The sequence below is a fragment of the Halomonas sp. B23F22_10 genome (assembly GCF_043496975.1).
GTDB classification, from domain to species: Bacteria; Pseudomonadota; Gammaproteobacteria; order Pseudomonadales; family Halomonadaceae; genus Halomonas; species Halomonas smyrnensis.
Genome location: NZ_JBIEKF010000004.1, coordinates 468,179 through 494,232, shown reverse-complemented (window position 1 = coordinate 494,232; position 26,054 = coordinate 468,179). Strand labels below are relative to the sequence as shown.

Genomic DNA, 26,054 nt, shown 5'->3' with positions numbered 1-26,054 from the left:
GGAGCGAATGAATAAAACAGGGGCAGCGTCGAATATCGACGTCAGTCAACGCCGAAGTCGTACAGCGCGGCCGGGTTGTCGACCAGGATCCGGTGTCTCGCCTCGGGGCCCGCCCATTCCAGCAGCAGGTCGAGCTGCTCGGCATCGTCGGGATACTGCGCGCGCGACACGCCCACGTGCGGCCAGTTGCTGCCCCACAGGATGCGCTCCGGCGCATGGGCGATGACGCGCCGGGCGACGGCGCCGACATCGCCGTAGTGTGGCCCGCCTTCCAGGCTGGTCTCGTAGCCGGCGCAGATCTTGAACCAGGCGTTGCCGCGGTCGAGCAGCCGCAGGATCTCGTCGACGCGCCGGTCGTCCGCCGGCACCGGATCGATGAACTTGCCCAGGTGGTCGATGATGTAGTCGCTCTCGATGCGGCGCAGCGCCTCCCGGTAGTCATCGAGATGGCGGCCGTTGAACTGCACCATCAGATGCCAGCCCAGCGGCCGGATGAGCCGCTCGACAGCGGACATTTGCTCGATCGTCACGGCGCCGCCAGGCAGCTGCATGATGCGCGCGCCGCGCACGCCTCGCGCGTGCCAGGCCTCGAGCTCGCGGGGCGAGGTCTCCGGCGTCACCGCCGCCACCCCGCGCGCGCTTTCGGTGCCGAGCTCGCCGAGCGCCTCGAGCAGCGCCCCGTTGTCGTCCTGATAGGCGTTGGACTGGGTGACCACCACCCGGTCGAGTCCCAGGCGCCGCTGCACGCGGCGATAGTCGTCGACCGTGGCAAGCTCCGGGATCGCCGGTCCGCCGGGCCGGGCCGGATGGCCCGGCAGATAGAGGTGGATATGGCAGTCGGTGGCGCCGGGCGGCGTCTGCAGCCGGGGCGCCGGACCGTCGAGCGGCCGAGTGTTGGCGGCGACCTCGGTCATGCGCCCTCCTCCTCGAGCGCGAACCGCTGCAGGGCGTCACGGTCGATGGCGATCCCCAGCCCCGGCCCGTCGGGAATGCGCATCACGCCGTCCCGATGCTCCAGCGGGGTCTCGACCACGGCCTGACGGAAGGGGTTGGTGGTACGGTCGAATTCCATGATCGGCTCGATGGGGCGACGACGCGGCGGATTGGGCGGCAGCGCGGCCATGCACTGCAGGCTGGCGGCGATGCATACCGCCGTGCCCCAGACGTGCGGCACCAGGCGCACGCCGAACATCGCCGCCATGTCGGCCACGCGGCGCATCTCGCTGACGCCGCCGACGCCGCAGACGTCGGGCTGGACGATATCCACCGCCCGGGTCGACAGTGGCTCGAGCATGGCGTAGCGGCCGTGCCAGTTCTCGCCGCTGGCGACGGGGATCGGCTGGCCCTGGCGCACCGCGCGATAGGCGTCGAGCTGCTCTGGCAGTACCGGCTCCTCGAACCAGTCGATGCCGAAACGCTCGGCGCGCTTGCCGACCTCGATCGCCTCGAGCACGTCGTAGCCGTGGTTGGCATCGATCATCAGCCGCCGTTCGGGGCCGATGGCCTCACGCACGGCGGCGATGACGCGCAGGTCTTCCTCGACGTCGAAACCGATCTTGATCTTGACGCCATGGAAGCCCTCCCGGGCATGGCCGGCCACTTCCTCGGCGACGTCCTGCACCCGGTCCACCCCGTCGCGGCGGAACGAGCCGGTGGCATAGGCGCGGACTTCCTCGCGGAAGCGCCCGCCCAGCAGCTCGCTGACCGGCGCGCCGTAGCGCTTGCCCTTGATGTCCCACAGCGCGATGTCGATACCGCTCAGGGCCGTCATGGTCAGGCCGCGCTGCCCCTGGTCGCGCATCCGGTTATAGAGCTCGAGCCACAGCTTCTCGGTCTCGAGCGGATCGGCACCGATCATCGCGCCGGCATAGAGCCCGACGATGGTGGCATTGGCCCTGGCCGGGCCCAGGCACTCGCCCCAGCCCACGGTGCCATCGTCGCAGACGATCTCGACCAGGCAGTGCTGGCGTCGCTCGAAGCGCATCGAGGCGCTCTCGAAGGCCTGGTCGAGCTTGTAGTCGAGGATGTGCGTTTGCACGCGTTCGATCTTCATCAAGGCGTCCTTTCGAGTGCGAGAAGCGTTACTGGAAGAGAGAGGGCAGCAGCAGCGACACCGCCGGCACATAGGTCACCAGCATCAGCACCGCGAACAGCGCCAGATAGAAGGGCCAGATGGTGCGCACCGCCTGCTCGATCCGGATCTTGCCGATCACGCTGCCGACGAACAGGCAGGAGCCCACCGGCGGCGTGCACAGCCCGAGCCCCAGGTTGATCATCAGGATGATGCCGAACTGGATCGGATCCATGCCGAACTGGGTGGCGACCGGCAGGAAGATCGGCGTGCAGATCAGGATCAACGCGGCCATGTCCATGATCATGCCCAGCCCGAGCAGCAGCAGGTTGAGCATCAGCAGGATCACGTAGGGATTGTCGGAGATCGCCAGCAGCGCGTGACTCAGCATCTCCGGCACGCTGTACAGCGCCAGCAGGTAGGAAAACGCCGAGGCACAGCCCACCAGGATCATCACCAGCGAGGTCGTGCGCACCGACTGGTAGACGGCCTGCTTGAACGATTCCCAGCGCAGCTCGCGATAAACCAGGCCGGTGATCACGATGGCGTAGATAGCCCCGAAGGCGCCTGACTCGGTCACCGTGAGGATGCCGGACAGCACGCCGCCGACGATGATCACCGCCGTCAGCAGGCCGGGCAGCGCCGCGGCGAAGCTCACGGCCAGCGCCTGCCAGCCCGGGAAGGCCTCCCCGGCGTAGCCCCGCTTAACGGCCACCACGTAGGCCGCGACGGCCAGGGCCAGGCACATCAGGATGCCGGGGACGATGCCGGCGATGAACAGCTGGGTCACCGAGATGCCGCCCCCGGCGGCCACGGCATAGAGAATCATGTTGTGGCTGGGTGGAATCACCACCCCCGCCACCGACGAGGTCACGGTCACGTTGACCGCATAGTCGGCGTCGTAGCCCTTCTCCTTCATCACCGGCACCAGGATCGAACCCAGCGCCGAGGTATCGGCGACCGCCGACCCCGAGATGCCACCGAACAGCATCGACGACGAGACATTGACCATGCCCAGTCCACCGCGCATGCGACCCACGGCCGCCGAGGCCAGACGCACCAGCCGGTTGGAGATGCCGCCGTGGAGCATCAGCTCACCGGCGAAGATGAAGAAGGGGATCGCCAGCAGCGAGAACACCGAGATGCCGGAGAGAATGCGCTGAAAACCGACGAACAGCGGCAGCCCCTCGTAGAGGAAGGTGACGACCGATGCCAGGCCCACGGCGAAAGCCACCGGCGCACCGGCGATCAGCCCCAGAAAGAAGATGCCGAAGAGGATCGTGAGTCCCATGGATTACCTCCCGGTAGGCGCGACGAGGCGCTGGACGATGTTGACGACGGCGAACAGCATCATCAGCCCTCCGCTGATGACCAGCGGCAGCGCGCGCCAGCTCTCGGAGAGCCCGATCATGGGGATCGGCCGCTGGAGGTTGTCCAGCACCATGATGCCGCCCTGCCAGGCCATGGAGGCCCCGAACAGGACCACGAAGAGATCGGCCAGATGGCACATCAGTGCACGAGGCAGGGCCGGCAGCCCGTCGCGAATGAACTCGATGCTGAGATGGCTCTTGTTGCGCACCCCGGCGGCGGCGCCCAGGCAGGTCACGTACACCACGATCAGCAGCGACGACTGCTCCACCCAGGTGGGGGTGTCGTTGAGCACGTAGCGACCGAAGACCAGCCAGCCGAAGGACGCAATCAGGAAGACCAGCATCACCCCCGACACGACGATGCAGGCGTGGGCGATGCTATCCAGCCCGGCGTCGACCGCCGAGCGCGTGCCGGCGTCCTCCCCGGCCTCGCGCGTATGATCAGAGTAAGCGCTCACGTTGTCGGATCCTTGCGGGTAGCCCCGGCCTGACGCCGGGACCCTCGTGGGAGAGGACAGGATCATTCCTGCGCGCCCTGAATATCCTCGACCAGCGTCTCGAGGTCGGGATGCGATGCGACGAATTCATCGTAGATCGGCTGCATCTCGGCCTGGAACGCCGACTTGCCTGCCACCTCGTTGATCGCCACGCCGTCATCGAGCACCCGCTGGCGACTGGTCTCGGCACGTTCCTCCCACAGCCGGCGCTGCTCCACGGCCGCGTTCTGCGCCGCTTCACGCACGATGCCCCGATCCTGTTCGGACAGGTCGTCCCAGCTCGACTTCGCCACGCACAGGCATTCCGGCAGGATCAGGTGTTCGGTAAGTGAATAGTACTGCGCCACCTCGTAGTGGCCGCTGGACTCGAAGGAGGGGTAATTGTTCTCGGCGCCATCGATGACACCGGTCTTGAGCGACTGATAGACCTCGCTGTAGGCCATCGGCGTGGCGTTGCCGCCCATCTCGTCGATCATCTGCACGTAGAGGTCATTGTTCATGACCCGGACCTTGAGCCCCTCCACGTCCGCCGGCGTCTCGACCGGATGATCGGTGTTGTAGAGACTGCGCGCACCGGAACCGAACCATGACAGAGCCACCAGGTTCTTCTCTTCCAGCGCCTCGGCGAAGCGGTCGCCGATCTCGCCGTCCATCACCCGGTACATGTCGTCGGGGCTCTTGAAGATGAACGGCAACGACAGGATGTTGGTCGCCGGAACGATCGGCCCCATCGGCCCCATGTTGAAGTTGGCGAAATTCAGGGCCCCGTTGCGGGTCTGCTCGATGGCATCCGGCTGATCGCCCAGCACGGCATTGTGATAGACCTTGGGCTCGATCCGTCCGTCGGTCTTCTCGGCCACCTCATCGGCGAAGCTTTCCAGCGCCACGCTGTTCGGATAGGAAGGCGGATGGATGTTCCAGCCGCGCCACTGTTCGGCCAGGGCCGAGGTCGAAGCGGCCGATGCGGCCCCGACCAGGGCGACGAGTGTCAGGGTCTTGCTGAGATTGATGGTCTTGTTGGTCAGCATGACAAGCTCCTTGAGTGCAGGGTGAGGTGGCGTGTGGTGGTCAGGCGTCTTGCAGTCGGCGGGCGACGTGCACCAGCTTTTCCAGCTGTTCCTTTTCTTCCGGGGCGGGCATCTCGAGCGGCGCGCGCACGCTGCCGGCGGGACGCCCGATGATCTCGGCGCCGGCCTTGATCAGGCTGACGGCGTAGCCGGCCTTGTGGTCGCGCAGATCGACGAAGGGCAGGAAGAACTCGCGGGAGATGCGCCGCACGGTATCGGTGTCGCCGGCCCGCAGCGCCTTGTAGAAGGTCACCGCCATGTCCGGCACGAAGTTGAACACCGCACTGGAGTAAGTGTTCACCCCGATGGCCAGGTAGGCCTCGGCCATGATCTCGGCGGTCGGCACCCCGCCGACGTAGGCCAGGCGATCGCCGACGGTCTTGATGATCCGGTTCAGGGCCTGCATGTCGCCCTTGCCGTCCTTCAGCCCGATCAGGTTCGGGCAGGCATCGGCCAGGCGCTTCACCGCGTCCGGCTTCATGATGCCGTTGCCGCGGTTGTAGTAGATGACGCTGATGGAGGTCGAATCGCAGATCCGGCGCGCGTACTCCACCAGGCCATCCTGGGGGCACTCGGTCAGGTAGGGCGGCATCAGCAGGATGCCGTCGGCGCCCTCTTCCTCGGCGATACGGGCGAAGGCGCTGCCGGTCGCCACGCTCAGGCCGGCGCTGGCGATGACCGGGAGCTTGCCATCGACGACCTTCACCGCCAGGCGCACGATCTCGCGGAATTCGTCCTGGGACAGGTTGAAGAATTCCCCGGTGCCCCCGGCGACGAACACCGCCGAGATCTCGTGGCTGATGAACCACGCCAGGCGCTGTCGATAGCGCTCGGCATCGAAGTCCCCGTCGGCGTCGAAATCGGTGATCGGGAAGGACAGCAGCCCGTCACTGATCGCTTGTTTGACATCTTCGCGTGTAAAGGTCACCGGATCGCCCTCTTGTCAGTCTCGGAACGACATGAGGACGCCTCCACCCTCATGTCATACATCATACAAATGACAACCTAGCGGGCTGCCAACTGACTGACAACCGCCGCTATGGTAGATTTAGACCAAAGTTGCAGCCGCCAACCGCGGGCCCTCAACGGGTTCGCATCGCCACCCAAGGCGTCATGACGCCGCCCCGCCCCTTCCCGCCCTGGACGCAGCAATGTCATTGATCGACATCTTCCTCTCGACCCTGAACATCACCCTGCCGGTGTTCGCCATGGTCTTCATCGGCATCGGCCTGAAGCGCTTCCACTGGATCGATCAGGCCTTCGTCAACACGGCCTCCAAGCTGGTCTTCCGCGGCACCCTGCCGACCCTGCTGTTCTTCGGCATGGCCGGCGCCGACCTGGAGGCCACCCTCGATCCCTGGATGCTGGTGTTCTTCGCCCTGGCCACCCTGCTGAGCTTCGCCGGCAGCTGGGGCTGGGCGCTGCTGCGGGTGCGGCGGCCGCTGCGCGGCGTCTACGTCCAGGGCGCCTTCCGCGGCAACTGCGGCATCGTGGGGCTGGCCCTGGCGGCCGGCATGTACGGCGACGCCGGGCTGTCGCTGGCCGGCCTGCTGCTGGGCGTGGTGATCCTGACCTACAACGTGCTGTCGGTGATCGTGCTGGCCACCTACCAGCCCCGTGAGGAAGGCGGCAAGGGCGTCGACTGGACCAACATCGTGCGCAACATCGTCACCAACCCGCTGATTCTCGGCGTGCTGGCGGGCGTGCCCTTCACCATCCTCGAGGTGTCGCTGCCCGCCTGGCTGACCACCACCGGCGACTACTTCGCCTCGCTGACCCTGCCCCTGGCGCTGATCTGCATCGGCGCGACCCTGTCCACCCGCGCGCTCAAGAAGGGCTATCGCACCACCGTCAGCGCCAGCCTGGCCAAGATGGTGGTGGTACCCGCCGTGGCGACGCTGCTGGCGGTGCTGGCGGGCTTCTCGGGCCCGACCCTGGGCGTGCTGTTCCTGTTCTTCGCCAGCCCCACCGCGGCGGCCGCCTTCGTGATGGCCAAGGCCATGGGCAACGACGAGACCCTGACCGCCAATATCATCGCCATGACGACGCTGATGGCCAGCGTCACGGTGACGCTGGGGATCTTCAGCCTGCGCGCCACGGGCCTCATCTAGCGGATCGCGCGCTCGGCACAGCGGCAGAAACGACGACGGCGCCCCGCGGGGCGCCGTCGTCGTTTCCAGCGTCGGGAGCAGCGGATCAGCGGCAGGCGCCGGCCACGGTGCCCTCGACCACCTCGAACTGCTCGATCCCGCCGCCCTCGGCGGTGGCCTCCGCCGGCAGCGGGTTGGCATGGGCGCGCTTGAAGTCGTCGCTGCCCACCCAGGCGCGGAAGGCCGCCTGGCTCTCCCACTCGGTCTCCACCACGTAGGGGGCCTGGTTGCCCTGGGGGCGCAGCACGCGCATGGCGACGAACCCCGGCTGCTTGTCGATCTCGCCGGCGCGGGCCCGGAAGCGCGCCTCGAACTCGTCCTCGAAGCCCGGATTCACGTGGATGCGGTTGTTGACGATGTAGCTCATGGTTCGGCGCGTCCTTCTCTCAGGTGATGTCGGCGGGTGACGTGAAACGACGCAGCCGCGCGCAGCCGGCGGCCCGCACCTCGGCGTCGAGCTCGGCGACGGCGGCGGTGGGGAAGCCGAGGCCACGATCGCCGCGCCCCTCGACCAGCAGCCCGGTGAGCGCGCCGACCAGCGGCATGTGGCTGACCAGCAGCAGCGGGCAACCGTCGTCCTGCTCGAGCAGCCAGTCGACCACCGCCTGGGGCGGATCGTCCGGGGTGATGCAGGGCAGCGTCTCCACCGGCACGTCGAGCGCCTCGCCCACGCGCTCGGCGGTCTGCTGCGCCCGTCGATACGGACTCGCCGCCAGCCGCAGGCGCGCGAGATCGAGATCCTCACGCCCGGCCAGCCAGGTGCCCATGCGGGCGGCCTCGGCGAGGCCCCGAGCGGTCAGCTCACGGCAGGCATCGGGACTGCCCGCCCCCGCCTCGCCGTGGCGCATGATCAGCAGCGGCTCAGCCATGCGGGCCTCCGGTGTCGCGATGGTCCTGCTGGACGTTCTCGCGCGAGAGCACGAACTCCACGTCGCTGCTCTGCTCACCACGCATCAGCAGCCGCGCCATCTCACGCGCGGGCACGCCCTCGAACAGCACCTGGTAGAGCCCCTCGGCGATCGGCATGTAGACGCCCTCCGCGCGGGACTTGTCGCGCACCAGGCGCACGGTGTTGACGCCCTCGGCGACCTGGCCCAGCGCCTCGACGGCCTCGTCGAGGGTGCGCCCCTCGCCCAGCGCGAAGCCGACCCGGTAGTTGCGCGAGCGGCTGGAGGAGCAGGTGACGATCAGGTCGCCGACCCCGGCCAGGCCGAGGAAGGTCATGGGATTGGCGCCCTGGGACACGGCGAAGCGGCTCATCTCGGCCAGCGCCCGGGTCATCAGCATGCTGCGGGTGTTCTCGCCCATGCCCAGCGCCGCGGCCATGCCGGCGGCGATGGCATAGAGGTTCTTGAGCGCCCCGCCCAGCTCGACGCCGTAGCGGTCGTTGCTGGCATAGACGCGGAAGTAGTCGCAGCCCAGCGCCGTCTGCACCCGGGTGCGGGTCAGCGGATCATCGCTGGCGATCACCGTGGCGGTCAGCTGACGTTCGGCCACCTCGGTGGCGAGGTTGGGGCCGGAGAGCACGCCGATGTGCACGAAGCCGGTCTCTTCCTCGAGCAGCTGACTCATCAGCTTGAAGCCGTCCTCCTGGATGCCCTTGGTGGTGCTGACCAGTATCTGGGAGGGCGTCAGCCAGGGCAGCGCCTGACGGACCACCTGACGGAAGGCCTGTGACGGAATCGCCACCAGCACCAGGCCGGCACCGGGCAGCACGTCCTCGAAGGCGCTGGAGGCCTTCACGGCGGGATTGATGGCGTAGTCGGGCAGGTAGCGGCCGTTGCGATGCTCGCGGTTGATCTGCTCGACCAGCGCGGGGTCGCGCAGCCACTGGCGCACCTCGAAGCCGTTGTCGGCGGCGATGCTGGCGAGCGCGGTGCCGAAGCTGCCGCCACCGAGCACCGCCACCCGCTGACTGCGATCATCGCTGCTGCGATCAGGATTGCTGCGATCGTCGGACATGGTCGCCCCGGGAGTGGAAATGGTCCGGCGATTGTAACGAAAAACGCCCCCAGTGGGGGCGTCTTGGAACCTGGCGTCGGGCCGCCGGGGCGGCCCGAACGAGCCGATCAGTCGATCAGCGGCACCAGGGTGTCGATGCTCGACCGGGCATCGCCGTAGAGCATCCGCGTGTTCTCCTTGAAGAACAGCGGGTTCTCGATGCCGGAGTAGCCGGTGCCCTGGCCACGCTTGCAGACGAACACGTTCTTGGCTTCCCAGACCTTCAATACCGGCATGCCGGCGATCGGGCTGTTGGGGTCTTCCTGGGCGGCCGGATTGACGATGTCGTTGGAGCCGATGACGATCACCACGTCGGTGCTGGCGAAATCGTCGTTGATCTCATCCATCTCGAGCACGATGTCGTAGGGCACCTTGGCCTCGGCCAGCAGCACGTTCATGTGCCCCGGCAGGCGGCCGGCGACCGGGTGGATGCCGAAGCGCACTTCCTTGCCGGCGCTGCGCAGCTTGCGGGTCAGCTCGCTGACCGCGTTCTGCGCCTGGGCCACCGCCATGCCGTAGCCCGGCACGATGACCACGCTGTCGGCGTCGTTCAGCGCGCTGGCCACACCGGCGGTGTCGATGGCGACCTGCTCGCCCTCGATCTCCGCCGCCGGGCCCTGGCTGCCGCCGAAGCCGCCCAGGATCACGTTGACGAAGTTGCGGTTCATCGCCTTGCACATGATGTAGGAGAGGATCGCGCCCGAGGAGCCCACCAGGGCGCCGGTGACGATCAGCAGGTCATTGGACAGCGTGAAGCCGATGGCCGCCGCGGCCCAGCCGGAGTAGCTGTTCAGCATCGACACCACCACCGGCATGTCGGCGCCGCCGATGCCCATGATCAGGTGGTAGCCGATGAAGAACGCCAGCAGGGCCAGCAGCAGCAGGGTCCAGACGCCCGCTCCGTTGAGGTAGAGCACCGCCAGACCCACGGAGGCGGCCGCGGCAGCGGCGTTCAGCAGGTGGCCGCCGGGCAGCTGCTTCGGCTTGCCGTCGACCTTGCCGGCCAGCTTGCCGAAGGCGATCACCGAGCCGGTGAAGGTCACCGCGCCGATGAACACCCCGAGCACCACCTCGATCTGCAGGAAGGTGAGCTCCGCCGGCGTCTTGTGCGCCACCAGGGCGGCGAAGGCGGAGAAGCCCTCGGTACCCTGCTCGGCGAGCTGGGCGGCCAGCACCCGGCGCCGCTCCAGATCGGCATTGAAGCCGACGAACACCGCGGCCAGGCCGACGAAGCTGTGCAGGGCCGCGACCAGCTGCGGCATCTCGGTCATCTCGACCTTCTTGGCCAGATAGGCGCCGATGACGGCGCCGATGGCCATCATCGGCAGCATCCACCAGTAGCCGCCGATGCCCGGCCCGAGGCCGGTGAAGAAGACGGCCACGCCCATGCCGATGATGCCGTACCAGACGGCACGCTTGGCCTTCTCCTGGTTGCTCAAGCCCCCCAGCGAGAGGATGAACAGTACGCTTGCCGCGATCGAGGCGGCGGATACGAATCCTTGACTCAACATCTCTTGATCTCCGGCCTCAGGACTTCTGGAACATGGCGAGCATACGGCGCGTGACCTGGAAGCCCCCCACGATGTTGATGGTGGCGATCAGCACCGAGATGCCGGCGAGCAGGCTCACCAGGACACTCCCCGAGCCGATCTGCAGCACCGCCCCGAGCACGATGATCCCGGAGATGGCATTGGTCACGGCCATCAGCGGGGTATGCAGCGAGTGGCTGACGCCCCAGATCACCTGGAAGCCGACGAAGCAGGCCAGCACGAAGACGATGAAGTGCGACATGAACGACGCCGGCGCCACCTGGCCGAGCAGCAGCATCAGCGCGCCGCCGATGCCCAGCAGCGTCGCCTGACGCTTGGTCTGGGAGACGAAGGCGGCGTGTTCGGCGGCCTTCTTCTCCTCCGGCGTGGGCTCCGGCTCCTTCGGCTTGGGCTTGGCCGCGGCGATCGCCTGCACCTTGGGCGGCGGCGGCGGGAAGGTGATGTCGCCTTCATAGGCCACCGTGGCGCCGCGGATGACGTCGTCGTCCATGTTGTGATCGATGACGCCATCCTTCTCCGGCGTCAGGTCGGTCAGCATGTGGCGGATGTTGGTGGCGTAGAGCAGCGAGGCCTGGGTCGCCATGCGCGACGGGAAGTCGGTGTAGCCGACCACGATCACGCCGTTGTCGGTGACCACGCGCTCGTCGGGCACGGTCAGGTCGCAGTTGCCGCCCTTCTCGGCGGCCAGGTCGACGATCACCGAACCCGGCTTCATGGCCTTGACCATGTCCTCGAGCCACAGCTTGGGCGCGGGTCGACCGGGAATCAGCGCGGTGGTGATGACGATGTCGACGTCCGGGGCCTGCTCGCGGAACAGGGCCAGCTGCTTCTCGCGGAACTCGGGGCTCGACGGCGCCGCATAGCCGCCGCTGCCGGAGCCGTCCTGGCTGTCCTCGAAGTCGAGGAACAGGAACTCGGCGCCCATGGACTCGATCTGCTCGGCCACTTCGGGGCGCACGTCGAAGGCGCGCACCACCGCGCCCAGGCTGGTCGCGGTGCCGATGGCGGCGAGCCCCGCGACGCCGGCGCCGACGATCAGCACCTTGGCCGGCGGCACCTTGCCCGCGGCGGTCACCTGGCCGGTGAAGAAGCGCCCGAAATGGTTACCGGCCTCGATCACCGCGCGATAGCCGGCGATGTTGGCGGTGGAGGACAGGGCGTCCATCTTCTGGGCCCGCGAGATGCGCGGCACCATGTCCATGGCGATGACGTTGGCGCCGGTGTCGCGGCAGCGCTCGAGCAGCGGCTCGTTCTGGGCCGGCCAGAAGAACGAGATCAGGGTCTTGCCCTTCCCGAGGTAGCCGACCTCCTCCTCGACGGGCTCGCGGACCTTGACCACCACCTCGGCGGCGTTCCACAGGGCCTCGGCACCGTCGACGACGGTGACGCCGACCGACCGGTAGGCGTCGTCATCGAAACCGGCGGCCGCACCGGCGCCGCTCTCGATCAGGCATTCGTGTCCCAGCTTCTGGATCTGTTGCGCGCTTTCCGGGGTCAGGGCGACACGCGCCTCCCCGGAGGCATGCTCCTTGGGTGCACCAATCTTCACGTTGGATCTCCCGTTTTGGCGTTATTGAAACTTTCAAAACACCGCAGTCTTGCCCAGCCAGATCGGAATCTCAACCCGCATGACGGCCATGGGAGCATCGCTGTCGGAAACGATATGTCGTTGAAAATCGGCCGTTTCATAGTGACGTTGACGTAAAGGTCAAGTGACGAAGCGCGGCACGACGGCACCTCCCTCGGCCAGGGCTGATCGGACGCCAAGTAACAAGCAGGCGACGATCCACAACAGCCGGCATGCAGAAAAAAACGCGCCGACCACCTCGGAGGTGATCGGCGCGTGCAGGATGCCGCCCCGTCGGGCGGCACCGAGGCTTCGGGCTGCGCTATCAGGCGCTCAACAGGGCGTTGAGGCGCTTGACGTAGGCCGCCGGGTCGTCGAGGTGGCCGCCCTCGGCGATGATCGCCTGGTCGAGCAGGATCCGCGACAGATCGGCGAAGCCGTCGCCCTCGACGCCCTCGAGGCGCGCCACCAGGGCGTGCTCGGGGTTGAGCTCGAGGATCGGCTTGACCTCGGGCAGCGGCTGGCCGGCGGCTTCCATGATGCGGCGCATCTGGTAGCCCATCTCGTGCTCCGGCAGCACCACGCAGGCCGGGGAGTCGGTCAGGCGATGAGTCACCTTGACCTCCTGGACCTCGTCGCCGAGCGCTTCCTTGACCCGCTTGACCAGGTCTTCCTTGGCCTTGGCGGTCTCTTCCTGTGCCTTCTTCTCGTCCTCGTCCTCGACCTCGCCGAGGTCCAGGTCGCCCTTGGCCACGTCGACGAACTGCTTGCCCTCGAACTCGGTGAGGTGGCTCATCAGCCACTCGTCGATGCGGTCGTGGAGCAGCAGGACCTCGATGCCCTTCTTGCGGAAGATCTCCAGGTGCGGGCTGTTCTTGGTCGCGTTGAAGCCGTCGGCGACGATGTAGTAGATCTTCTCCTGCCCTTCCTTCATGCGCCCGATGTAGTCGGCCAGCGACTGGTCCTGGGTGGCGCTGTCGGTGTGGGTGCTGGAGAAGCGCAGCAGGCCGGCGATCTTCTCGCGGTTGGCGTGATCCTCCGCCGGGCCTTCCTTCAGCACGCTGCCGAAGGTGTTCCAGAAGGTCTGGTAGGCCTCGGGATCCTTGGCCAGCTTCTTGAGCATGTCGAGGGAACGCTTGGTCAGCGCGCTCTTGATCTTCTCGACCTGCGGGTCCTGCTGCAGCAGCTCGCGGGAGACGTTCAGCGACAGGTCGCGGGTATCCAGCACGCCCTTCACGAAGCGCAGGTAGAGCGGCAGGAACTGCTCGGCGTCGTCCATGATGAAGACGCGCTGAACGTAGAGCTTCACGCCGCGGGCGCCGTCACGCTCGTAGAGGTCGAACGGGGCGCGGCCCGGCACGTAGAGCAGGCTGGTGTACTCGAGCTTGCCCTCGACCTTGTTGTGGCTCCAGGTCAGCGGATCGCTGAAATCGTGGGCCACATGCTTGTAGAAGGCCTTGTACTCGTCGTCGGTGAGCTCGCTCTTGGGGCGCACCCACAGCGCGGTGGCCTCGTTGACGGTCTCCCAGCTGACGGTCTCGCTGCCCTCGATCTCGTTGCCGTCCTCGTCGCGGGCGGTCTCGACCTTGGGCATGCGCACCGGCACTTCGATGTGGTCGGAGTACTTGCGCACCAGGTTCTGCAGGCGGAAGTCGTCGGCGAACTCGCCGGCGTCTTCCTTGAGGTGCAGCACGATCTCGGTGCCGTGGACCTCGCGCTCGATGTCGGCGACGCTGAACTCGCCCTCGCCGCGGGAGTGCCACTCGACGCCTTCGCCCTGGTCGGTGCCCGCCTTGCGGGTGCGCACGGTGACCTCGTCGGCGACGATGAAGCCGGAATAGAAGCCGACGCCGAACTGGCCGATCAGGCGGGCGTCCTTCTGCTGCTCGCCGGAGAGCTGCTTGAGGAACTCGGCGGTGCCGCTGCGGGCGATGGTGCCGAGGTTCTCGATCACCTCGTCGCGATTCATGCCGATGCCGTTGTCGCGCACGGTCACGGTGCCGGCCTCGGCGTCGTGCTCGATCTCGATACGCAGCTCGCTGTCGCCCTCGTAGAGGGCGTCATTGTCCAGCGCGGCGTAGCGCAGCTTGTCGCAGGCGTCGGCGGCGTTGGAGATCAGCTCGCGCAGGAAGATCTCCCTGTTGGAATACAGGGAGTGGATCATCAGGTGCAGCAGTTGCTTGACCTCGGTCTGGAAGCCGAGAGTCTCTTCACGAGTAGCAGTGGTCATCTCTTGCGGACCCCTTGTCGACGGTTCGGCGGTGGCGAGGCCACCCATGGCTTGGATACCGTCGATATGGGGACCGGCGAAGGTTTTTCAACCGTCTTTCTCGCGCCAGGCGCGATAGTCCTCCAGCGCCCGGTCGACCCGGGTCAGCAGCCAGCCGACGATCATCGCATCATCGGCCAGCCCGACCACCAGCAGCACGTCCGGGATCAGATCCAGCGGCGAGACCAGGTAGATCAGGGCGACCAGCATCCACAGCAGCGCCGACCAGGGCACCGGCCGATAGCGCCCGCGCACCACGTCGGCCAGCATCGGCGGGAACCAGCGCAGGGCGCGGCGCATGCGCAGGAAGACGCCGGCGCGTCGCTTGATGCGCGTGAGCGGCGGGGAACCATCGGGGCGGGCCATGGGCGCTCTCCTTGCCGAGTCTCGGATTCACCACTACAGAATGAGGACAGTTCCGGCCGAATGCCAGCCGTCGGCCCCGAGCGACACTACTCAAGCGCCGCGCCATGGGCGACCATGGGAACCCGCTCAACGCACCCCCTTCGAGAGGCGACACGATGCCCAGCACCCCGTTCCGCATCCCCTGGAAGCCCCTGCTGACCGCCGCCCTGCTGTGCCTGCCGACCGCCGGCCAGGCCCAGTCCGGCGACGACGCCATGCGCGATGCCCTCCAGGCCGCGCGCGACAAGGACTGGCAGGCCATCGACCGGGCCGCCATCGCCGACCACGCGCTGGCCGGCTATGTCGATTATCACCGCCTCAAGGCACGACTGCCAGGCGCCACGACCCGCGAGGTGCAGGCCTTCATCGACGCCAACGCCGACTCGCCGCTGGCCGACTGGATGCGCGGTCAGGCCATCTCGGCCTACGGCGAGGCCGGCCGCTACCAGGACCTGCTGGCGGTGGCCGATGGCGAGCCCGGCGGCACCGCGCGCCAGTGCCACTACTATGCCGCCCTGCTCGGCAGCGATCCGGCCACCGCCGCCGAGGGCGGCCGCGCGCTGTGGCGGGCCGGCCACTCGCAGCCGGACGCCTGCGATCCGCTGTTCAACACCCTGCGCGCCCGCGGCGAGATCGGCCCGGAGCAGGTGTGGGAGCGTCTCACCCTGGCCTGGCAGGCCGGCGAAACCGGCATGGTCGGCTACCTCGGCCGCCAGCTGAGCGACGACTGGGCCGGTGCCCGCGCCGCCCTGGAACGCCTCGACGACGACCTGTCGGCGATCACCCGGGTGCCGAGCTGCATCGGACCGGACTGCCGCGGCAGCGGCGCGCTGTTCGCCGCCGCCATGCACGACTATACCCGCGCCGACACCGAGGCGGCACTCGCGGCCTGGCGCCGGCTGTCGCCGCAGCTCGGCATCGACGAGGCCCATCGCCACGAGATCGAGCATGACCTGGCCTTCTATTCGCTGGTGCGCGACGTCGGCCCCAACCGTGACTGGGTCGACGGCGTGCTGCCGCGCCTCGACGACACCGACCTCACCGTGCTGCGCATCCGGGTCGCCCTGGCCGACCGCGACTGGGGCGGCGTGCTGGCCTGGGCCGATCGCCTGCCCGCCGAAGAGGCCAGCGATGCCCGCTGGCAGTACTGGCAGGCCCGCGCCCTGGAACAGCTCGGCGACGACGACGGCGCAAACGCGGCCTACGCCCGCGCCGCCGAACAGCGCAGCTTCTATGGCTTCGCCGCCGCCGACCACCTCGACCAGCCCTACGCTCTGAACCGGGCCGACACCTCGGTCGACGAGGCCCGTCGCCAGGAAATCGCCGCCCTGCCGGCGGTCCAGCGCACCGAGGCGCTGCTGCGCATCGGCGAGCCGGGCCTGGCCAACAGCGAGTGGTATGCCGCCGCGGCTCGCGTCTCCCCCGACCGGGCCATGGCGATGGCCGACTACGCCTCGCGCCGCGACTGGCCCGCCCGGCTGGTCCAGACCACCATCGCCGCCCAGCTGTGGGACGCCCTGGAATGGCGCTTCCCCGAGGCCTATCGCGACGACTTCCTGCAGTGGGGCCGGCGCCACGACGTCGACCCCTATCTGCTGATGGGCATCGCCCGGCGCGAGAGCGCCTACAATCCGGAGGCCCTGTCGCCGGTCGGCGCCCGCGGCCTGATGCAGCTGATGCCGGGCACCGCCAGCCAGGTCAGCCGCAAGCTCGGCATGGCCGACCCGGGCCGCTTCGGAGTGCTCGAGCCCGCAGTCAACATTCGCCTCGGCAGCGCCTATATCGGCGAGATGATCGAGCGCTATCGCGGCAACCGCCTGGCCGCCACCGCCGCCTACAACGCCGGCCCCGGGCGGGTCGACCGCTGGCTGCGCGACGCCCCGCAGCAGTTCGACCTGTTCGTCGAGTCGATCCCCTTCCGCGAGACGCGCCGCTATGTGCAAGCGGTGCTGGCCTACCGGGTGATCTTCGAGAGCCTGGCCAACGACGGCGACACCCGCGGCGTGGCCATGCTGACGCCGGCGGAGCGCCAGGACGACTACGACGGCTCGCTGCTGGCACGCCGCTGAGCTTCCTGCCCGGCCCGTCATCGAGAAGGCCCGCCGAATGGCGGGCCTTCTCACTCAAGGGCGCGATGCCGAACCGGTGGGTCAGCGCTAGGCCGGCGCCCGGGTCAGCGCTATGTCGGCGCCCGGGTCAGCGCCAGCTTGGCCCCGAAGGCCACCAGCACGCCGCCGGTGAGACCGTTGAGCCAGCGCGCGAGCACGGGGCTCGCCAGCCAGCGGCCGGCCCGGCCGACCAGCAGCACCACGGCGATCTGCCAGACGTTGGCGATCACGAAGTGCACCCCGGCGAGCCACAGCGACTTGGCCAGGGCCGGATCGCCCGGGGCGATGAACTGCGGCAGGAAGGCCATGTAGAAGACCACCGTCTTGGGGTTGAGCACGTTGGACAGCAGCCCCTCGCGCAGCGGCCGCCAGGCCGGCACCCGCTGGCGCTCGCCGTCCACCGCCGCCACCGGCAGGCCCTGGCCGCGCCGCGCCTCGCCGAGGCTGGCGATCCCCAGCCAGACCAGATAGGCGGCGCCGGCCAGCTTGAGCGCGGAGAAGGCCCAGGCCGACTGCAGCAGGATCAGCGAGATCCCCAGCGCCGAGACGGTGGCATGCACGAACAGACCGGCGCAGATCGCCAGGCTGGTCAGCACGCCATCACGCACGCCGCCGCGGGCGGTATTGCGGATCACCAGCAGGGTGTCCACGCCGGGGGTGATGCTGAGCAGGGTGATGGCCACCAGGAAGGGCCAGAACTGGGCATCGAACCACATCAGGTCGCCCTCACCCACCGAACACGCCGCGCTTGGCGTGGCGCATGGAGATCTGGTCGTTGAGCGTCCAGAAGTCGTAGAGCACGCCCAGGCCGAACAGTCCCAGGGTGCACAGATAGATCAGCCCGCTGACCCACTTGCCCAGGTAGAAACGGTGCACGCCGAAGGCGCCGAGGAAGGTCAGCAGCAGCCAGGCCAGGGTGTAGTTGGTGGGCCCGGCCTGGAAGCGCAGGTCGGCCTGGCGATCCATGGACGGAATCAGGAACAGGTCGATCAGCCAGCCGATGCCGAGCAGCCCGAGGGTGAAGAACCAGATCGTGCCGGTAACCGGCTTGCCGTAATAGAAGCGGTGCGCACCGAGGAAGCCGAACAGCCAAAGCAGATAGCCGACCACCTTGCTGTGCGTATCCTGCGAAGCGATACGTGTGTGTTCCATGGAAAAGTCTCGTCGATGCCCTTGAGGTCGCTGGACGCCAGGGAACGGAGTGGCTACATTGACCTAGCGGGCGGAGGCACCAGTTTCACTGCGCCACGATGTTGACGCAACCCTGGTGCTGATGCACTATCCGCTGCGTAGGTTAGCAAGTAGAAAGTCGTCAGTTGTACTTCGATTCCTTCGATGCACCCGGTGCGCACTTCTTCTTTGTCTGCCCACGCAAGACGGGCTCGTGCCGTGGTCTCACGGCCAATACGACCCAGCATCAATATTTAGTTTGTTAAGGAAATCGACAATGGCAACTGGCACTGTCAAGTGGTTCAACGACACCAAGGGCTACGGCTTCATCTCTCCGGAAGACGGCGGTGATGACCTGTTTGTCCACTTCTCCGAGATTCAGGCTGAAGGCTTCAAGTCCCTGCAGGACGGCCAGAAGGTCTCCTTCGAAGTGACTCAGGGCAAGAAAGGCCTTCAGGCCTCCAACGTTCGCGTCGCCGAGTAACCTCGACCGACACGACGATCGAACCGCCGGTGTCGCCGGCGGTTCGACAAGAAAAAGGCCCGCCTTCCGGCGGGCCTTTTTCGTGGGCGCTCGCGACATCAGGGCGCGTCGCCGCCGGCGGTCTCGCCGTCCGGCGAGGCGACGCGCTCCTGCTCCGCGCGGGTCGACTCGCGGATCTCGCTCGGCACGCCCTGCTCGGCCTGCTCGAACTGCTCGTCGATCTGGCGGCTGGCTTCCTCGAAGCGGCGCTCGGTCTCCTCGAGGATCGCCTCGACCTCGGGATCGGAGGTCGGCGCGATGCCGTCCGTCGACATCGGCTCGGCGTCGAGGGCGTCGTCCAGCTCGCTCGCGTCCGTGGCGTCCATCTCCGGCAGCGACGCCTCGTCGGGCGTCTGCCGCGAGACCTCCTCGTACTGGCTGTCGATGTTCTGCTTGGCCTCCTCGAAGCGACGCTCGGTGTCCTTCAGGATCTGCTCGACCTCGGCCTCGGTTTCCTGCTCGGAGGGCGGCGCCATCTCGCCCGCGGGCACGGCGTCGGCGGTTTCGGGCTCGCCGGCCGGCGCGGCTTCCTCAGCCGTGGCCTCCGACATGGCGGCCTCGCCCTCGACGGACGCGTCGGCGTCGGCGCCGTCGGCCTGGCTCGGCATCGCGGTGTCGGCCTGGGAGGCACTCCCCTCCTCGACGGCAGGCGCGGGGTTCGTGGCGTCGCCGGCGGGCGCGGTCTCGTCGCTCGGCTCGCCCTCATCGTTGCCGCAGCCTGCCAGGGCAAGCGTGACCGCCAGAACGAGCGGTTTCCAGGGGATCATGGCCTTCCTTCTCTTCGATGGGTGTCACGTGTCATTGCACCAAAGGGGGCCCGGCGCCGCAAGGCGCGGCTCAGCGCGCGAACAGCTGGCCTTCGATGTCGCGGAACGCCTTGAACTCGATGGCATTGCCGCTGGGATCACGGAAGAACATGGTGGCCTGCTCGCCGGGCTCGCCGGCGAAGCGCACGTAGGGCTCGATCTCGAAGCGGATGCCGGCATGGGTCAGCCGGTCGACCAGCGCCTCCCAGTCGTCCATCTCCAGCACCACGCCGAAGTGCGGCACCGGCACGCCGTGCCCGTCGACCGGATTGCGATGCGTGTCCCTGGGCGACTCGCCGAGGGAGGGATCGAGATGGCAGACGAACTGATGACCGTAGAGGTCGAAGTCGATCCAGGTGTCGCTGCTGCGCCCCTCGGGGCAGCCCAGCAGATCGCCGTAGAAACGCCGCGCCTCTGCCAGATCGCGAACCGGCATGGCGAGATGAAAGGGAGTCAACATGCATGCACCTCCATGAGCCAGGATCATGTCATGATGCCCGGCCCGACGCCGGCTGACCAGTCACCGGCGTCGACAGCAGCGGACAGTCGTCCGGCAGCGCCAGCGACAGCGCTCCCGGCGCGACCTCGACCCGAAAGGCGCGGCGATGGCAGGGCTCGCCGTCGAGGGTCAGCGGCAGGTCGGTGTCCGCCTCGACGCTGAGCCAGGCGGTGCGGAAGGTCTCGACGAAGGTGCCTTCTCCGGGGCGGCGCTGCAGCTCGCGACGCATCCGCGCCATGTCGCCGAGCGAGGCGAAGTCGCGCAGGATCAGCACGTCGAGCAAGCCATCGTCGATGCGCGCCTCGGGGGTCAGATGCTGACCGCCGCCGGAGCGGGTGCCGTTGCCCAGCGCCAGCACGAACAGCGACGCCTCCCGCTCGCCCTCCGCCCAGCGCAGCCGCACCGGGTAGGGACGGTACTGCCAGGCCTTGAGGGCACCGATCAGCGAATAGGCCCCGCCGCCGAGCAGCCGCTTGAGGCTCTTGGGCGTCGAGGAACTGATCTCGGCACCGAAGCCGCCGGTGGCCATGTTGAGGAAGTGCTGGCCGTCGAGACTCGGCACGTCGACCGGCCGCAGCGGCAGCGACAGCGCCGCCTGCAGCGCCGCCGCCGGCTCCAGGGACAGCCCCAGGGCGCTGGCCAGGTCATTGGCGCTGCCCAGCGGCATCAGGCCGAGCCCCGGGCGATCCTCTGCCGGCAGGCGCATCAGGCCGTTGACCACCTCGTTGATCGAGCCGTCGCCGCCGCCGGCGATCACCCGGTCGATGCCATCGCGTCCGGCTTGCTCGGCCATGCGTTCGGCGTCCCCCGCCTCCCAGGTGACCTGTACCCGCAGCGCGGCGCCGGCCTCGCGGCAGGCGCTCACCGCCTGGCGCACGGCCGGCAGCTGCGCCGACTTGCCGTTCAGGATCAGCGTTGCCATGGTCTCGCGTTCCTTCTCCTTGATCGTCGTCATGGCCGCTTCACGCTCGGCGGGCATGCTCGATGGATGAGTCCCATTCACTCTATGACTTCCTTACACTGTCTGTCTTCCCGCCCCTTTCCTCGACCATCGCGATACAGGGAGTTGTCATGATCGCACCGGCCTTTCTCCTGGCGGCCTTTCTCGGCGGCCTCGCCGCCATGTGCCTGCGCCTGCCGCCCCTGGTGGGTTTCCTGGCCGGCGGCTTCGTGCTCAATGCGCTGGGCTTCACCCCCACCCCGCTGCTCGAGCTGGTGGCCGATGTCGGCGTCACCCTGCTGCTGTTCAGCATCGGCCTCAAGCTCGATATCCGCACCCTGCTGCGCCGCGACGTCTGGGGCGGGGCCACCCTGCACATGCTGATCTCCAGCCTGACCATGGTGGCGCTGCTCGGGCTGCTGAAATGGCTGAGCCTGCCGCTGCTGGCCGAGGCCGGCTGGTCGACCCTGGCCCTGCTGGGCTTCGCGCTGTCGTTCTCCAGCACGGTGTTCGTGGTCAAGGTGCTGGAAAAGCGCAGCGAGAGCCAGACCGCCTACGGCCGACTGGCCATCGGCGTGCTGATCATGCAGGACATCTTCGCCGTCGTCTTCCTCACCGCCTCCACCGGCAGCCTGCCGAGCCCCTGGGCGCTGGGCCTGCTGCTGCTGATTCCGCTCGCCCCGGCGCTGCGCGCCCTGCTGGACCGCCTCGGCCACGGCGAGATGCAGATGTTGTTCGGCATGCTGCTGGCGCTGGTGCTGGGCTATGCGCTGTTCTCGGCGGTGGGGCTCAAGGGCGACCTCGGCGCCCTGATCATCGGTCTGCTGCTGGCCCCCCACCCCGCCGCCCAGGCCCTGGCGCGGTCGATGTTCAGCCTCAAGGAACTGCTGCTGGTGGGCTTCTTCCTGAGCCTGGGCCTGACCGCCATGCCCAGCTGGGAGCTGCTCGGCACCGCGCTGCTGCTGGTGCTGGCACTGCCGCTCAAGGGCCTGCTCTATCAGCTGGTGTTCATGCGTTTCCGCATGCGCCACCGCACCTCGGTACTGACCGCCCTGAGCCTGACCAACTACTCGGAATTCGGGCTGATCGTCGGCGCCATCGCCACCGCCGAGGGCTGGCTGCCGGAGAGCTTCCTGGTGGTGCTGTCGCTGGCGGTGGCGCTGAGCTTCGCCGCCTCGGCGGTGGTCAACGGCTACGGCGAGCGCTTCTATCGCTGGCTGGAACCGCGCCTGCCCGAGATCGACGAGCACGAGCTGGCGCCCAGCGACCGTCCCATCGAGGTCGGCGACGCCGAGGCGGTGGTGCTGGGCATGGGCCGCATCGGCAAGGGCGTCTACCGGCGGCTGCAGAAGGAGTATGGCCTGCAGGTGCTGGGCATCGACAGCAACCCCAAGAGCATCGAACGGCTCACCGCCATGGGCTTCAACGCCCTGGAGGGCGACGCCGTGGACTCGGAGTTCTGGGACAAGCTGCTGATGTCGTCCGAGGTGCGCCTGGTGGTGCTGGCCATGCCGCACCACGCCGGTAACCTGGCCGCCCTGCGACAGCTGCGCTCGCGCCACTTCCCCGGACGCATCACCGCGGTGGTGGAATACCCCGAGGAGATCGAGCCGATCCGCGAGCTCGGTGCCAGCGCCGTCTTCCACGTCTACGACGAGGCCGGCCGCGCGCTGGCCGACAGCGCCGCCGAGGAGGCCGGGCTGACCTCACGCACCAGCCTGCTCGGCTAGACAGCCGGCAACCACCGCGCCCGCCCCGGCGGGCGTGCTACCATGACGCGCCATCCCCGATGCCCCTTCGTCTCGAGATCTCCCGCGCATGAACGACTTCCTCACCGCGATCGGCCAGTTCATCGGCCATGTCATCCGCTTCATCGTCGATGCGCTCAGCGCCGGCCTGAACGGCCTGGACGACGCCGCCAGCAGCCTGATCGGCGGCATCGCCGGGGGCCTCGGCATTCCCGCCAACCTGCTCAGCCTGCTGGTGCTGGTGCTCGGCCTGTGGCTGCTGTGGAAGGCCTTCTCGGCCCTGCGCCGGCGAGCCGTGGTCGCCACCCTGATCTGGGTGCTGCTGGGCGTCAGCGTGCTGGGCTGGCTGATCAACTAGACCATGCCAGAAAAGTGTCTGCGCTCGGCTATACGGCGTTAAAAATCAGCTCAAAGTCCTCATTTACAGCTCGTAAACTCCGGCTTCTCGCTGATTTTTGCCTTGTCTAGCCTTCGCTCGCCAACTTTTCGGACGAGGTCTCATGACGAGGCTTCGCTGCCGTTGCAGTTCGTCAAACAAAGACGCCGCCCTTCCGGGCGGCGTCTTGTCGTTCTCGCGAGCGAATGTCGCGATTACGCGAGGGCCTTCTCGATCACCTCATACACGTTCGGCGAGAGTTTTTCCTCGCGGATGCGTTCGAGCTCGCCCTTCATGAGTTCCTGGCGGGTCTCGTCGAAGCGACGCCAGCGGGTCAGCGGGGTCACCAGCCGCGAGGCGATCTCGGGGTTCAGGCGGTTGAGCTCGATGACCACGTCGGCCAGCAGCTTGTAGCCCTCGCCGTCGAGGCGGTGGAAGTTGACCCGGTTCTGGGCGAAGGCACCGATCAGCGCGCGGACCTTGTTGGGATTGGTCAGCGAGAAGGCCGGGTGGTCCATCAGGAACTTGACCCGCTCCAGGGCATCGGACTGCGGGCGCGAGACCTGGACGCTGAACCACTGGTCCATGACCAGCGGGTCGTGGGCCCACTTCTCGCCGAAGGCGCGCAGCGCCGGATCGGCCAGGTCGTCGCGGCTGGAGTGCACCAGCAGCGTCAGGGCGGTGCGCACGTCGGTCATGTTGTGGTCGGCCTCGAACTGACGGCGGGCCAGCTCGATGCCCTCCTCGTCCTCGATGCTGACCAGGTACGACAGCGCCACGTTCTTGAGGCTGCGCGCGGCGATCTGCTCGGGCTCCGGGGCGTAGGGGGCGTCGCTGACGTTCTCCTCGTAGAGGCGCCGGAAGTCGTCGCGCAGGGCCGTGGCCAGCGACTGCTTCACGAACCGGCGGGCGGCGTGAATGGCGTCCACGTCGACCAGCGGCTGCTGCTCGGCGATATAGGCCTCGGAGGGCAGGGTGAGCATCTCGGCCAGCACCGCCTTGTCGTCGGTCTGGCGCTTGAGCAGCTCGCGGAAGGCCTCCACCACCCGCGGATCCATGACCTTCTCGACGCCGTTGCGGTGGGCGGCGATGAGGTCGTCCAGCGCCAGCAGCGCCAGGCGCTGGCCGGCGTCCCAGCGGTTGAAGCCGTCGCTGTCATGGGTCTGCAGGAAGGCCAGATCCTCGCGGGAATAGGGGAAGTTGAGCTTGACCGGCGCCGAGAAGCCGCGCGCCAGCGACGGCACCGGGGCCTCCTCCACGTCGGTGAACAGGAACTCCTGCTCTTCCTCGCGCAGGTGGATCACGCCGTCGGTGCCGAGGGTCTCGCCGTCCAGGGTCAGGCGCAGGTCGCGCCCGCTCTTGGTGCCGACCAGGCCCAGGCGGATCGGGATGTGCTGCGGCGCCTTGTCGGGCTGGCCCGGCGTGGCCGGGGTGCGCTGGCGCAGCAGCAGGCGGTAGGCGCCGTTGGCATAGTCGTACTCGCCGTGGGCGTCGATCTCCGGGGTGCCGGCCTGGGAGTACCAGCGCATGAACTGGTCGAGATCCTGGCCGGAGGCCTCCGACATGCAGGCCACGAAGTCCTCGATGGTCACCGCCTGGCCGTCGAAGCGCGAGAAGTACAGGTCGCTGCCGCGGCGGAAGGCCTCGCCGCCCACCAGGTTGCGCAGCATGCGCACGATCTCGGCGCCCTTCTCGTAGATGGTCAGGGTGTAGAAGTTGCCGATCTCGATGTAGTGGTCCGGCCGCACGGGGTGGGCGGTGGGGCCGGCATCCTCGGCGAACTGGGCGGTGCGGAAGAAGGACACGTCCTCGATGCGCTTGACCGGCGCGGAGTTGGTGTCGGCGCTGAAGGTCTGGTCGCGGAAGACGGTGAAGCCCTCCTTCAGCGACAGCTGGAACCAGTCGCGGCAGGTCACGCGGTTGCCGGACCAGTTGTGGAAGTACTCGTGGGCGACGATGCCCTCGACACGCTGGAAGGCGGCATCGGTGGCGGTGTGCGGGTGAGTCAGCACCGCCGCCGAGTTGAAGATGTTGAGCCCCTTGTTCTCCATGGCGCCCATGTTGAAGTCGTTGACCGCCACGATCATGAACAGATCGAGATCGTACTCGCGGCCGTAGGCCTCCTCGTCCCAGCGCATGGCGCGCTTGAGCGAGGCCATGGCGTGATCGGTCTTGCCGAGGTTCTCCTCCTCGACCCAGATCTGCAGCGTCACCTCGCGGCCGCTCTGGGTGGTGAAGCGGTCCTCGACCTTCTCGAGGTCACCGGCCACCAGCGCGAACAGGTAGCAGGGCTTGGGGTGCGGGTCTTCCCAGGTCACGAAGTGACGACCGTTCGGCAGCTCGCCGCGCTCCACCGGGTTGCCGTTGGACAGCAGCACCGGCTCGCGGTCGGCGCGGCCGATCACGGTGGTGGAGAAGGTCGCCATGACGTCGGGGCGATCCGGGTAGAAGGTGATGCGCCGGAAGCCCTCGGCCTCGCACTGGGTGCAGAACATGCCGCCGGACTGGTAGAGCCCCTCCAGGGCGGTGTTGGCCTCGGGGGCGATCTCGACCTCGGTATCCAGCAGGAAGCGCTCCGGGGCCCGCTCGATGCGCAGGCCGCGCTCGGTCAGCGCGTACTCGTCGTCGCCCAGCGGCTGGCCGTCGATGGCGATGGCCTTCAGCGCCAGCTGCTCGCCGTCGAGCTCCAGCGGCTCGCCGGCCTCGCGCTCGGGATGGCGCTCCACGTGCAGGCGCGCCTTGACCCGAGTGGCCGCGGGATCGAGATCGAAGGTCAGCTCGGTGTGGGTGACGCGGTAGGCGGGGGGGCGATAATCGCTCAGGTAGATCGGCTGGGGTTCGGACATCGAGGATGGCTCCTGTGAAGATTGCCGACCATTGTACGGCCCTCTCTGCCTCGACCTCAAAGTGCCGCCCTCAACCCCGGGCGGTTCGGCG

Annotated in this window: 24 protein-coding genes; 5 read left to right on the top strand and 19 right to left on the bottom strand. The window is 68.0% G+C overall.

The features are described 5' to 3' along the window. Nucleotides 1-41: 41 nt before the first annotated feature. The 6 genes from ACGTNF_RS12075 to kdgD all read right to left on the bottom strand — a co-directional run bounded on the left by ACGTNF_RS12075 (nucleotide 42) and on the right by kdgD (nucleotide 5,933). On the bottom strand, nucleotides 42-914 hold the full coding sequence (locus tag ACGTNF_RS12075; protein ID WP_394601913.1) for an amidohydrolase family protein: 873 nt from the start codon (nucleotides 912-914) through the stop codon (nucleotides 42-44). Continuing rightward, nucleotides 911-2,053, bottom strand: a complete 1,143-nt coding sequence (locus tag ACGTNF_RS12070) for a mandelate racemase/muconate lactonizing enzyme family protein (protein WP_394601912.1) — start codon at nucleotides 2,051-2,053, stop codon at nucleotides 911-913. Before ACGTNF_RS12070 ends, ACGTNF_RS12075 begins: the two co-directional genes overlap by 4 nt. Nucleotides 2,054-2,081: 28 nt before the next feature. Beyond that, a complete protein-coding gene (locus ACGTNF_RS12065; protein WP_394601911.1) occupies nucleotides 2,082-3,362 on the bottom strand; it encodes a TRAP transporter large permease in 1,281 nt (426 codons plus the stop codon). A gap of 3 nt (nucleotides 3,363-3,365) precedes the next feature. Further along, nucleotides 3,366-3,899, bottom strand: a complete 534-nt coding sequence (locus tag ACGTNF_RS12060; protein ID WP_394601910.1) for a TRAP transporter small permease — start codon at nucleotides 3,897-3,899, stop codon at nucleotides 3,366-3,368. Between the two features lie 62 nt (nucleotides 3,900-3,961). Continuing rightward, on the bottom strand, nucleotides 3,962-4,966 hold the full coding sequence (locus ACGTNF_RS12055) for a TRAP transporter substrate-binding protein (RefSeq protein ID WP_394601909.1): 1,005 nt from the start codon (nucleotides 4,964-4,966) through the stop codon (nucleotides 3,962-3,964). A 40-nt stretch (nucleotides 4,967-5,006) separates the two neighbouring features. Continuing rightward, a complete protein-coding gene (gene kdgD / locus ACGTNF_RS12050; RefSeq protein WP_394601908.1) occupies nucleotides 5,007-5,933 on the bottom strand; it encodes a 5-dehydro-4-deoxyglucarate dehydratase in 927 nt (308 codons plus the stop codon). A gap of 223 nt (nucleotides 5,934-6,156) precedes the next feature. Between kdgD and ACGTNF_RS12045 the strand changes: the two genes are divergently transcribed. Beyond that, complete coding sequence (locus tag ACGTNF_RS12045) at nucleotides 6,157-7,116, top strand: AEC family transporter (RefSeq protein ID WP_394601907.1); 960 nt, start codon at nucleotides 6,157-6,159, stop codon at nucleotides 7,114-7,116. Nucleotides 7,117-7,201: 85 nt separating this feature from the next. Here ACGTNF_RS12045 and ACGTNF_RS12040 read toward each other — a convergent pair whose 3' ends face one another. From ACGTNF_RS12040 to ACGTNF_RS12010, 7 genes are all read right to left on the bottom strand, one after another. Further along, a complete protein-coding gene (locus ACGTNF_RS12040) occupies nucleotides 7,202-7,522 on the bottom strand; it encodes an antibiotic biosynthesis monooxygenase family protein (RefSeq protein ID WP_394601906.1) in 321 nt (106 codons plus the stop codon). 19 nt (nucleotides 7,523-7,541) lie between these two features. Next, nucleotides 7,542-8,024: a phosphohistidine phosphatase SixA gene (gene sixA, locus ACGTNF_RS12035; protein ID WP_394601905.1), complete on the bottom strand. Its 483-nt coding sequence runs from the start codon at nucleotides 8,022-8,024 to the stop codon at nucleotides 7,542-7,544. Beyond that, a complete protein-coding gene (locus ACGTNF_RS12030) occupies nucleotides 8,017-9,117 on the bottom strand; it encodes an NAD(P)H-dependent glycerol-3-phosphate dehydrogenase (protein ID WP_394601904.1) in 1,101 nt (366 codons plus the stop codon). The genes sixA and ACGTNF_RS12030 overlap by 8 nt, the downstream gene beginning before the upstream one ends. A 107-nt stretch (nucleotides 9,118-9,224) precedes the next feature. Then, entirely contained in the window at nucleotides 9,225-10,667 is a 1,443-nt protein-coding gene (locus tag ACGTNF_RS12025; protein WP_016853772.1) for an NAD(P)(+) transhydrogenase (Re/Si-specific) subunit beta, read from the bottom strand. 16 nt (nucleotides 10,668-10,683) lie between these two features. Next, the gene (locus ACGTNF_RS12020) at nucleotides 10,684-12,255 is read right to left on the bottom strand and encodes a Re/Si-specific NAD(P)(+) transhydrogenase subunit alpha (protein ID WP_394601903.1); all 1,572 of its coding nucleotides are present in this window, start codon (nucleotides 12,253-12,255) and stop codon (nucleotides 10,684-10,686) included. Between the two features lie 343 nt (nucleotides 12,256-12,598). After that, nucleotides 12,599-14,503 (bottom strand): molecular chaperone HtpG, encoded by a 1,905-nt coding sequence (gene htpG, locus ACGTNF_RS12015; RefSeq protein ID WP_152479565.1) that lies wholly within the window; start codon nucleotides 14,501-14,503, stop codon nucleotides 12,599-12,601. Between the two features lie 87 nt (nucleotides 14,504-14,590). Next, complete coding sequence (locus ACGTNF_RS12010; RefSeq protein WP_016853769.1) at nucleotides 14,591-14,908, bottom strand: YkvA family protein; 318 nt, start codon at nucleotides 14,906-14,908, stop codon at nucleotides 14,591-14,593. A gap of 155 nt (nucleotides 14,909-15,063) precedes the next feature. On the opposite strand from ACGTNF_RS12010, the gene ACGTNF_RS12005 reads away from it, so the two are divergent. Beyond that, a complete protein-coding gene (locus tag ACGTNF_RS12005) occupies nucleotides 15,064-17,016 on the top strand; it encodes a transglycosylase SLT domain-containing protein (RefSeq protein ID WP_394601902.1) in 1,953 nt (650 codons plus the stop codon). 110 nt (nucleotides 17,017-17,126) lie between these two features. Here the strand turns inward: ACGTNF_RS12005 and ACGTNF_RS12000 are convergent, their stop codons facing one another. Together ACGTNF_RS12000 and ACGTNF_RS11995 are read right to left on the bottom strand one after the other, a co-directional pair. Beyond that, nucleotides 17,127-17,771, bottom strand: coding sequence for a LysE family translocator (locus ACGTNF_RS12000; RefSeq protein ID WP_394601901.1), 645 nt, complete (start codon nucleotides 17,769-17,771; stop codon nucleotides 17,127-17,129). 10 nt (nucleotides 17,772-17,781) lie between these two features. Continuing rightward, nucleotides 17,782-18,207 carry an NINE protein gene (locus ACGTNF_RS11995; RefSeq protein WP_016853766.1) on the bottom strand — a complete coding sequence of 142 codons (426 nt, stop codon included), beginning with the start codon at nucleotides 18,205-18,207 and terminating at the stop codon, nucleotides 17,782-17,784. Nucleotides 18,208-18,502: 295 nt separating this feature from the next. On the opposite strand from ACGTNF_RS11995, the gene ACGTNF_RS11990 reads away from it, so the two are divergent. After that, the gene (locus ACGTNF_RS11990; RefSeq protein ID WP_016853765.1) at nucleotides 18,503-18,709 is read left to right on the top strand and encodes a cold-shock protein; all 207 of its coding nucleotides are present in this window, start codon (nucleotides 18,503-18,505) and stop codon (nucleotides 18,707-18,709) included. A 98-nt stretch (nucleotides 18,710-18,807) separates the two neighbouring features. Here ACGTNF_RS11990 and ACGTNF_RS11985 read toward each other — a convergent pair whose 3' ends face one another. From ACGTNF_RS11985 to yegS, 3 genes are all read right to left on the bottom strand, one after another. Beyond that, complete coding sequence (locus ACGTNF_RS11985; RefSeq protein WP_394601900.1) at nucleotides 18,808-19,515, bottom strand: hypothetical protein; 708 nt, start codon at nucleotides 19,513-19,515, stop codon at nucleotides 18,808-18,810. Between the two features lie 70 nt (nucleotides 19,516-19,585). After that, the gene (locus tag ACGTNF_RS11980; protein ID WP_016853763.1) at nucleotides 19,586-20,014 is read right to left on the bottom strand and encodes a VOC family protein; all 429 of its coding nucleotides are present in this window, start codon (nucleotides 20,012-20,014) and stop codon (nucleotides 19,586-19,588) included. 28 nt (nucleotides 20,015-20,042) lie between these two features. After that, on the bottom strand, nucleotides 20,043-21,008 hold the full coding sequence (gene yegS, locus ACGTNF_RS11975) for a lipid kinase YegS (protein WP_394601899.1): 966 nt from the start codon (nucleotides 21,006-21,008) through the stop codon (nucleotides 20,043-20,045). 116 nt (nucleotides 21,009-21,124) lie between these two features. Between yegS and ACGTNF_RS11970 the strand changes: the two genes are divergently transcribed. Then, nucleotides 21,125-22,723: a cation:proton antiporter domain-containing protein gene (locus ACGTNF_RS11970; protein ID WP_394601898.1), complete on the top strand. Its 1,599-nt coding sequence runs from the start codon at nucleotides 21,125-21,127 to the stop codon at nucleotides 22,721-22,723. A gap of 88 nt (nucleotides 22,724-22,811) precedes the next feature. Continuing rightward, a complete protein-coding gene (locus tag ACGTNF_RS11965) occupies nucleotides 22,812-23,099 on the top strand; it encodes a hypothetical protein (protein ID WP_152479569.1) in 288 nt (95 codons plus the stop codon). A 233-nt stretch (nucleotides 23,100-23,332) separates the two neighbouring features. Here the strand turns inward: ACGTNF_RS11965 and pepN are convergent, their stop codons facing one another. Then, nucleotides 23,333-25,963: an aminopeptidase N gene (gene pepN, locus ACGTNF_RS11960; RefSeq protein ID WP_394601897.1), complete on the bottom strand. Its 2,631-nt coding sequence runs from the start codon at nucleotides 25,961-25,963 to the stop codon at nucleotides 23,333-23,335. Nucleotides 25,964-26,054: the final 91 nt, after the last annotated feature.

Coding starts and splice junctions, on each gene's coding strand:
- ACGTNF_RS11995 (WP_016853766.1), bottom strand. CDS start 18,207: ATGGAACACACACGTATCGCTTCGCAGGATACGCACAGCAAGGTGGTC.
- ACGTNF_RS11965 (WP_152479569.1), top strand. CDS start 22,812: ATGAACGACTTCCTCACCGCGATCGGCCAGTTCATCGGCCATGTCATC.
- yegS (WP_394601899.1), bottom strand. CDS start 21,008: ATGACGACGATCAAGGAGAAGGAACGCGAGACCATGGCAACGCTGATC.
- ACGTNF_RS12030 (WP_394601904.1), bottom strand. CDS start 9,117: ATGTCCGACGATCGCAGCAATCCTGATCGCAGCAGCGATGATCGCAGT.
- ACGTNF_RS12000 (WP_394601901.1), bottom strand. CDS start 17,771: ATGTGGTTCGATGCCCAGTTCTGGCCCTTCCTGGTGGCCATCACCCTG.
- ACGTNF_RS12065 (WP_394601911.1), bottom strand. CDS start 3,362: ATGGGACTCACGATCCTCTTCGGCATCTTCTTTCTGGGGCTGATCGCC.
- sixA (WP_394601905.1), bottom strand. CDS start 8,024: ATGGCTGAGCCGCTGCTGATCATGCGCCACGGCGAGGCGGGGGCGGGC.
- ACGTNF_RS12040 (WP_394601906.1), bottom strand. CDS start 7,522: ATGAGCTACATCGTCAACAACCGCATCCACGTGAATCCGGGCTTCGAG.
- ACGTNF_RS12070 (WP_394601912.1), bottom strand. CDS start 2,053: ATGAAGATCGAACGCGTGCAAACGCACATCCTCGACTACAAGCTCGAC.
- ACGTNF_RS11970 (WP_394601898.1), top strand. CDS start 21,125: ATGATCGCACCGGCCTTTCTCCTGGCGGCCTTTCTCGGCGGCCTCGCC.
- ACGTNF_RS11985 (WP_394601900.1), bottom strand. CDS start 19,515: ATGATCCCCTGGAAACCGCTCGTTCTGGCGGTCACGCTTGCCCTGGCA.
- pepN (WP_394601897.1), bottom strand. CDS start 25,963: ATGTCCGAACCCCAGCCGATCTACCTGAGCGATTATCGCCCCCCCGCC.
- ACGTNF_RS12005 (WP_394601902.1), top strand. CDS start 15,064: ATGCCCAGCACCCCGTTCCGCATCCCCTGGAAGCCCCTGCTGACCGCC.
- ACGTNF_RS12075 (WP_394601913.1), bottom strand. CDS start 914: ATGACCGAGGTCGCCGCCAACACTCGGCCGCTCGACGGTCCGGCGCCC.
- ACGTNF_RS11980 (WP_016853763.1), bottom strand. CDS start 20,014: ATGTTGACTCCCTTTCATCTCGCCATGCCGGTTCGCGATCTGGCAGAG.
- htpG (WP_152479565.1), bottom strand. CDS start 14,503: ATGACCACTGCTACTCGTGAAGAGACTCTCGGCTTCCAGACCGAGGTC.
- ACGTNF_RS12010 (WP_016853769.1), bottom strand. CDS start 14,908: ATGGCCCGCCCCGATGGTTCCCCGCCGCTCACGCGCATCAAGCGACGC.
- ACGTNF_RS11990 (WP_016853765.1), top strand. CDS start 18,503: ATGGCAACTGGCACTGTCAAGTGGTTCAACGACACCAAGGGCTACGGC.
- ACGTNF_RS12055 (WP_394601909.1), bottom strand. CDS start 4,966: ATGCTGACCAACAAGACCATCAATCTCAGCAAGACCCTGACACTCGTC.
- ACGTNF_RS12025 (WP_016853772.1), bottom strand. CDS start 10,667: ATGTTGAGTCAAGGATTCGTATCCGCCGCCTCGATCGCGGCAAGCGTA.
- ACGTNF_RS12045 (WP_394601907.1), top strand. CDS start 6,157: ATGTCATTGATCGACATCTTCCTCTCGACCCTGAACATCACCCTGCCG.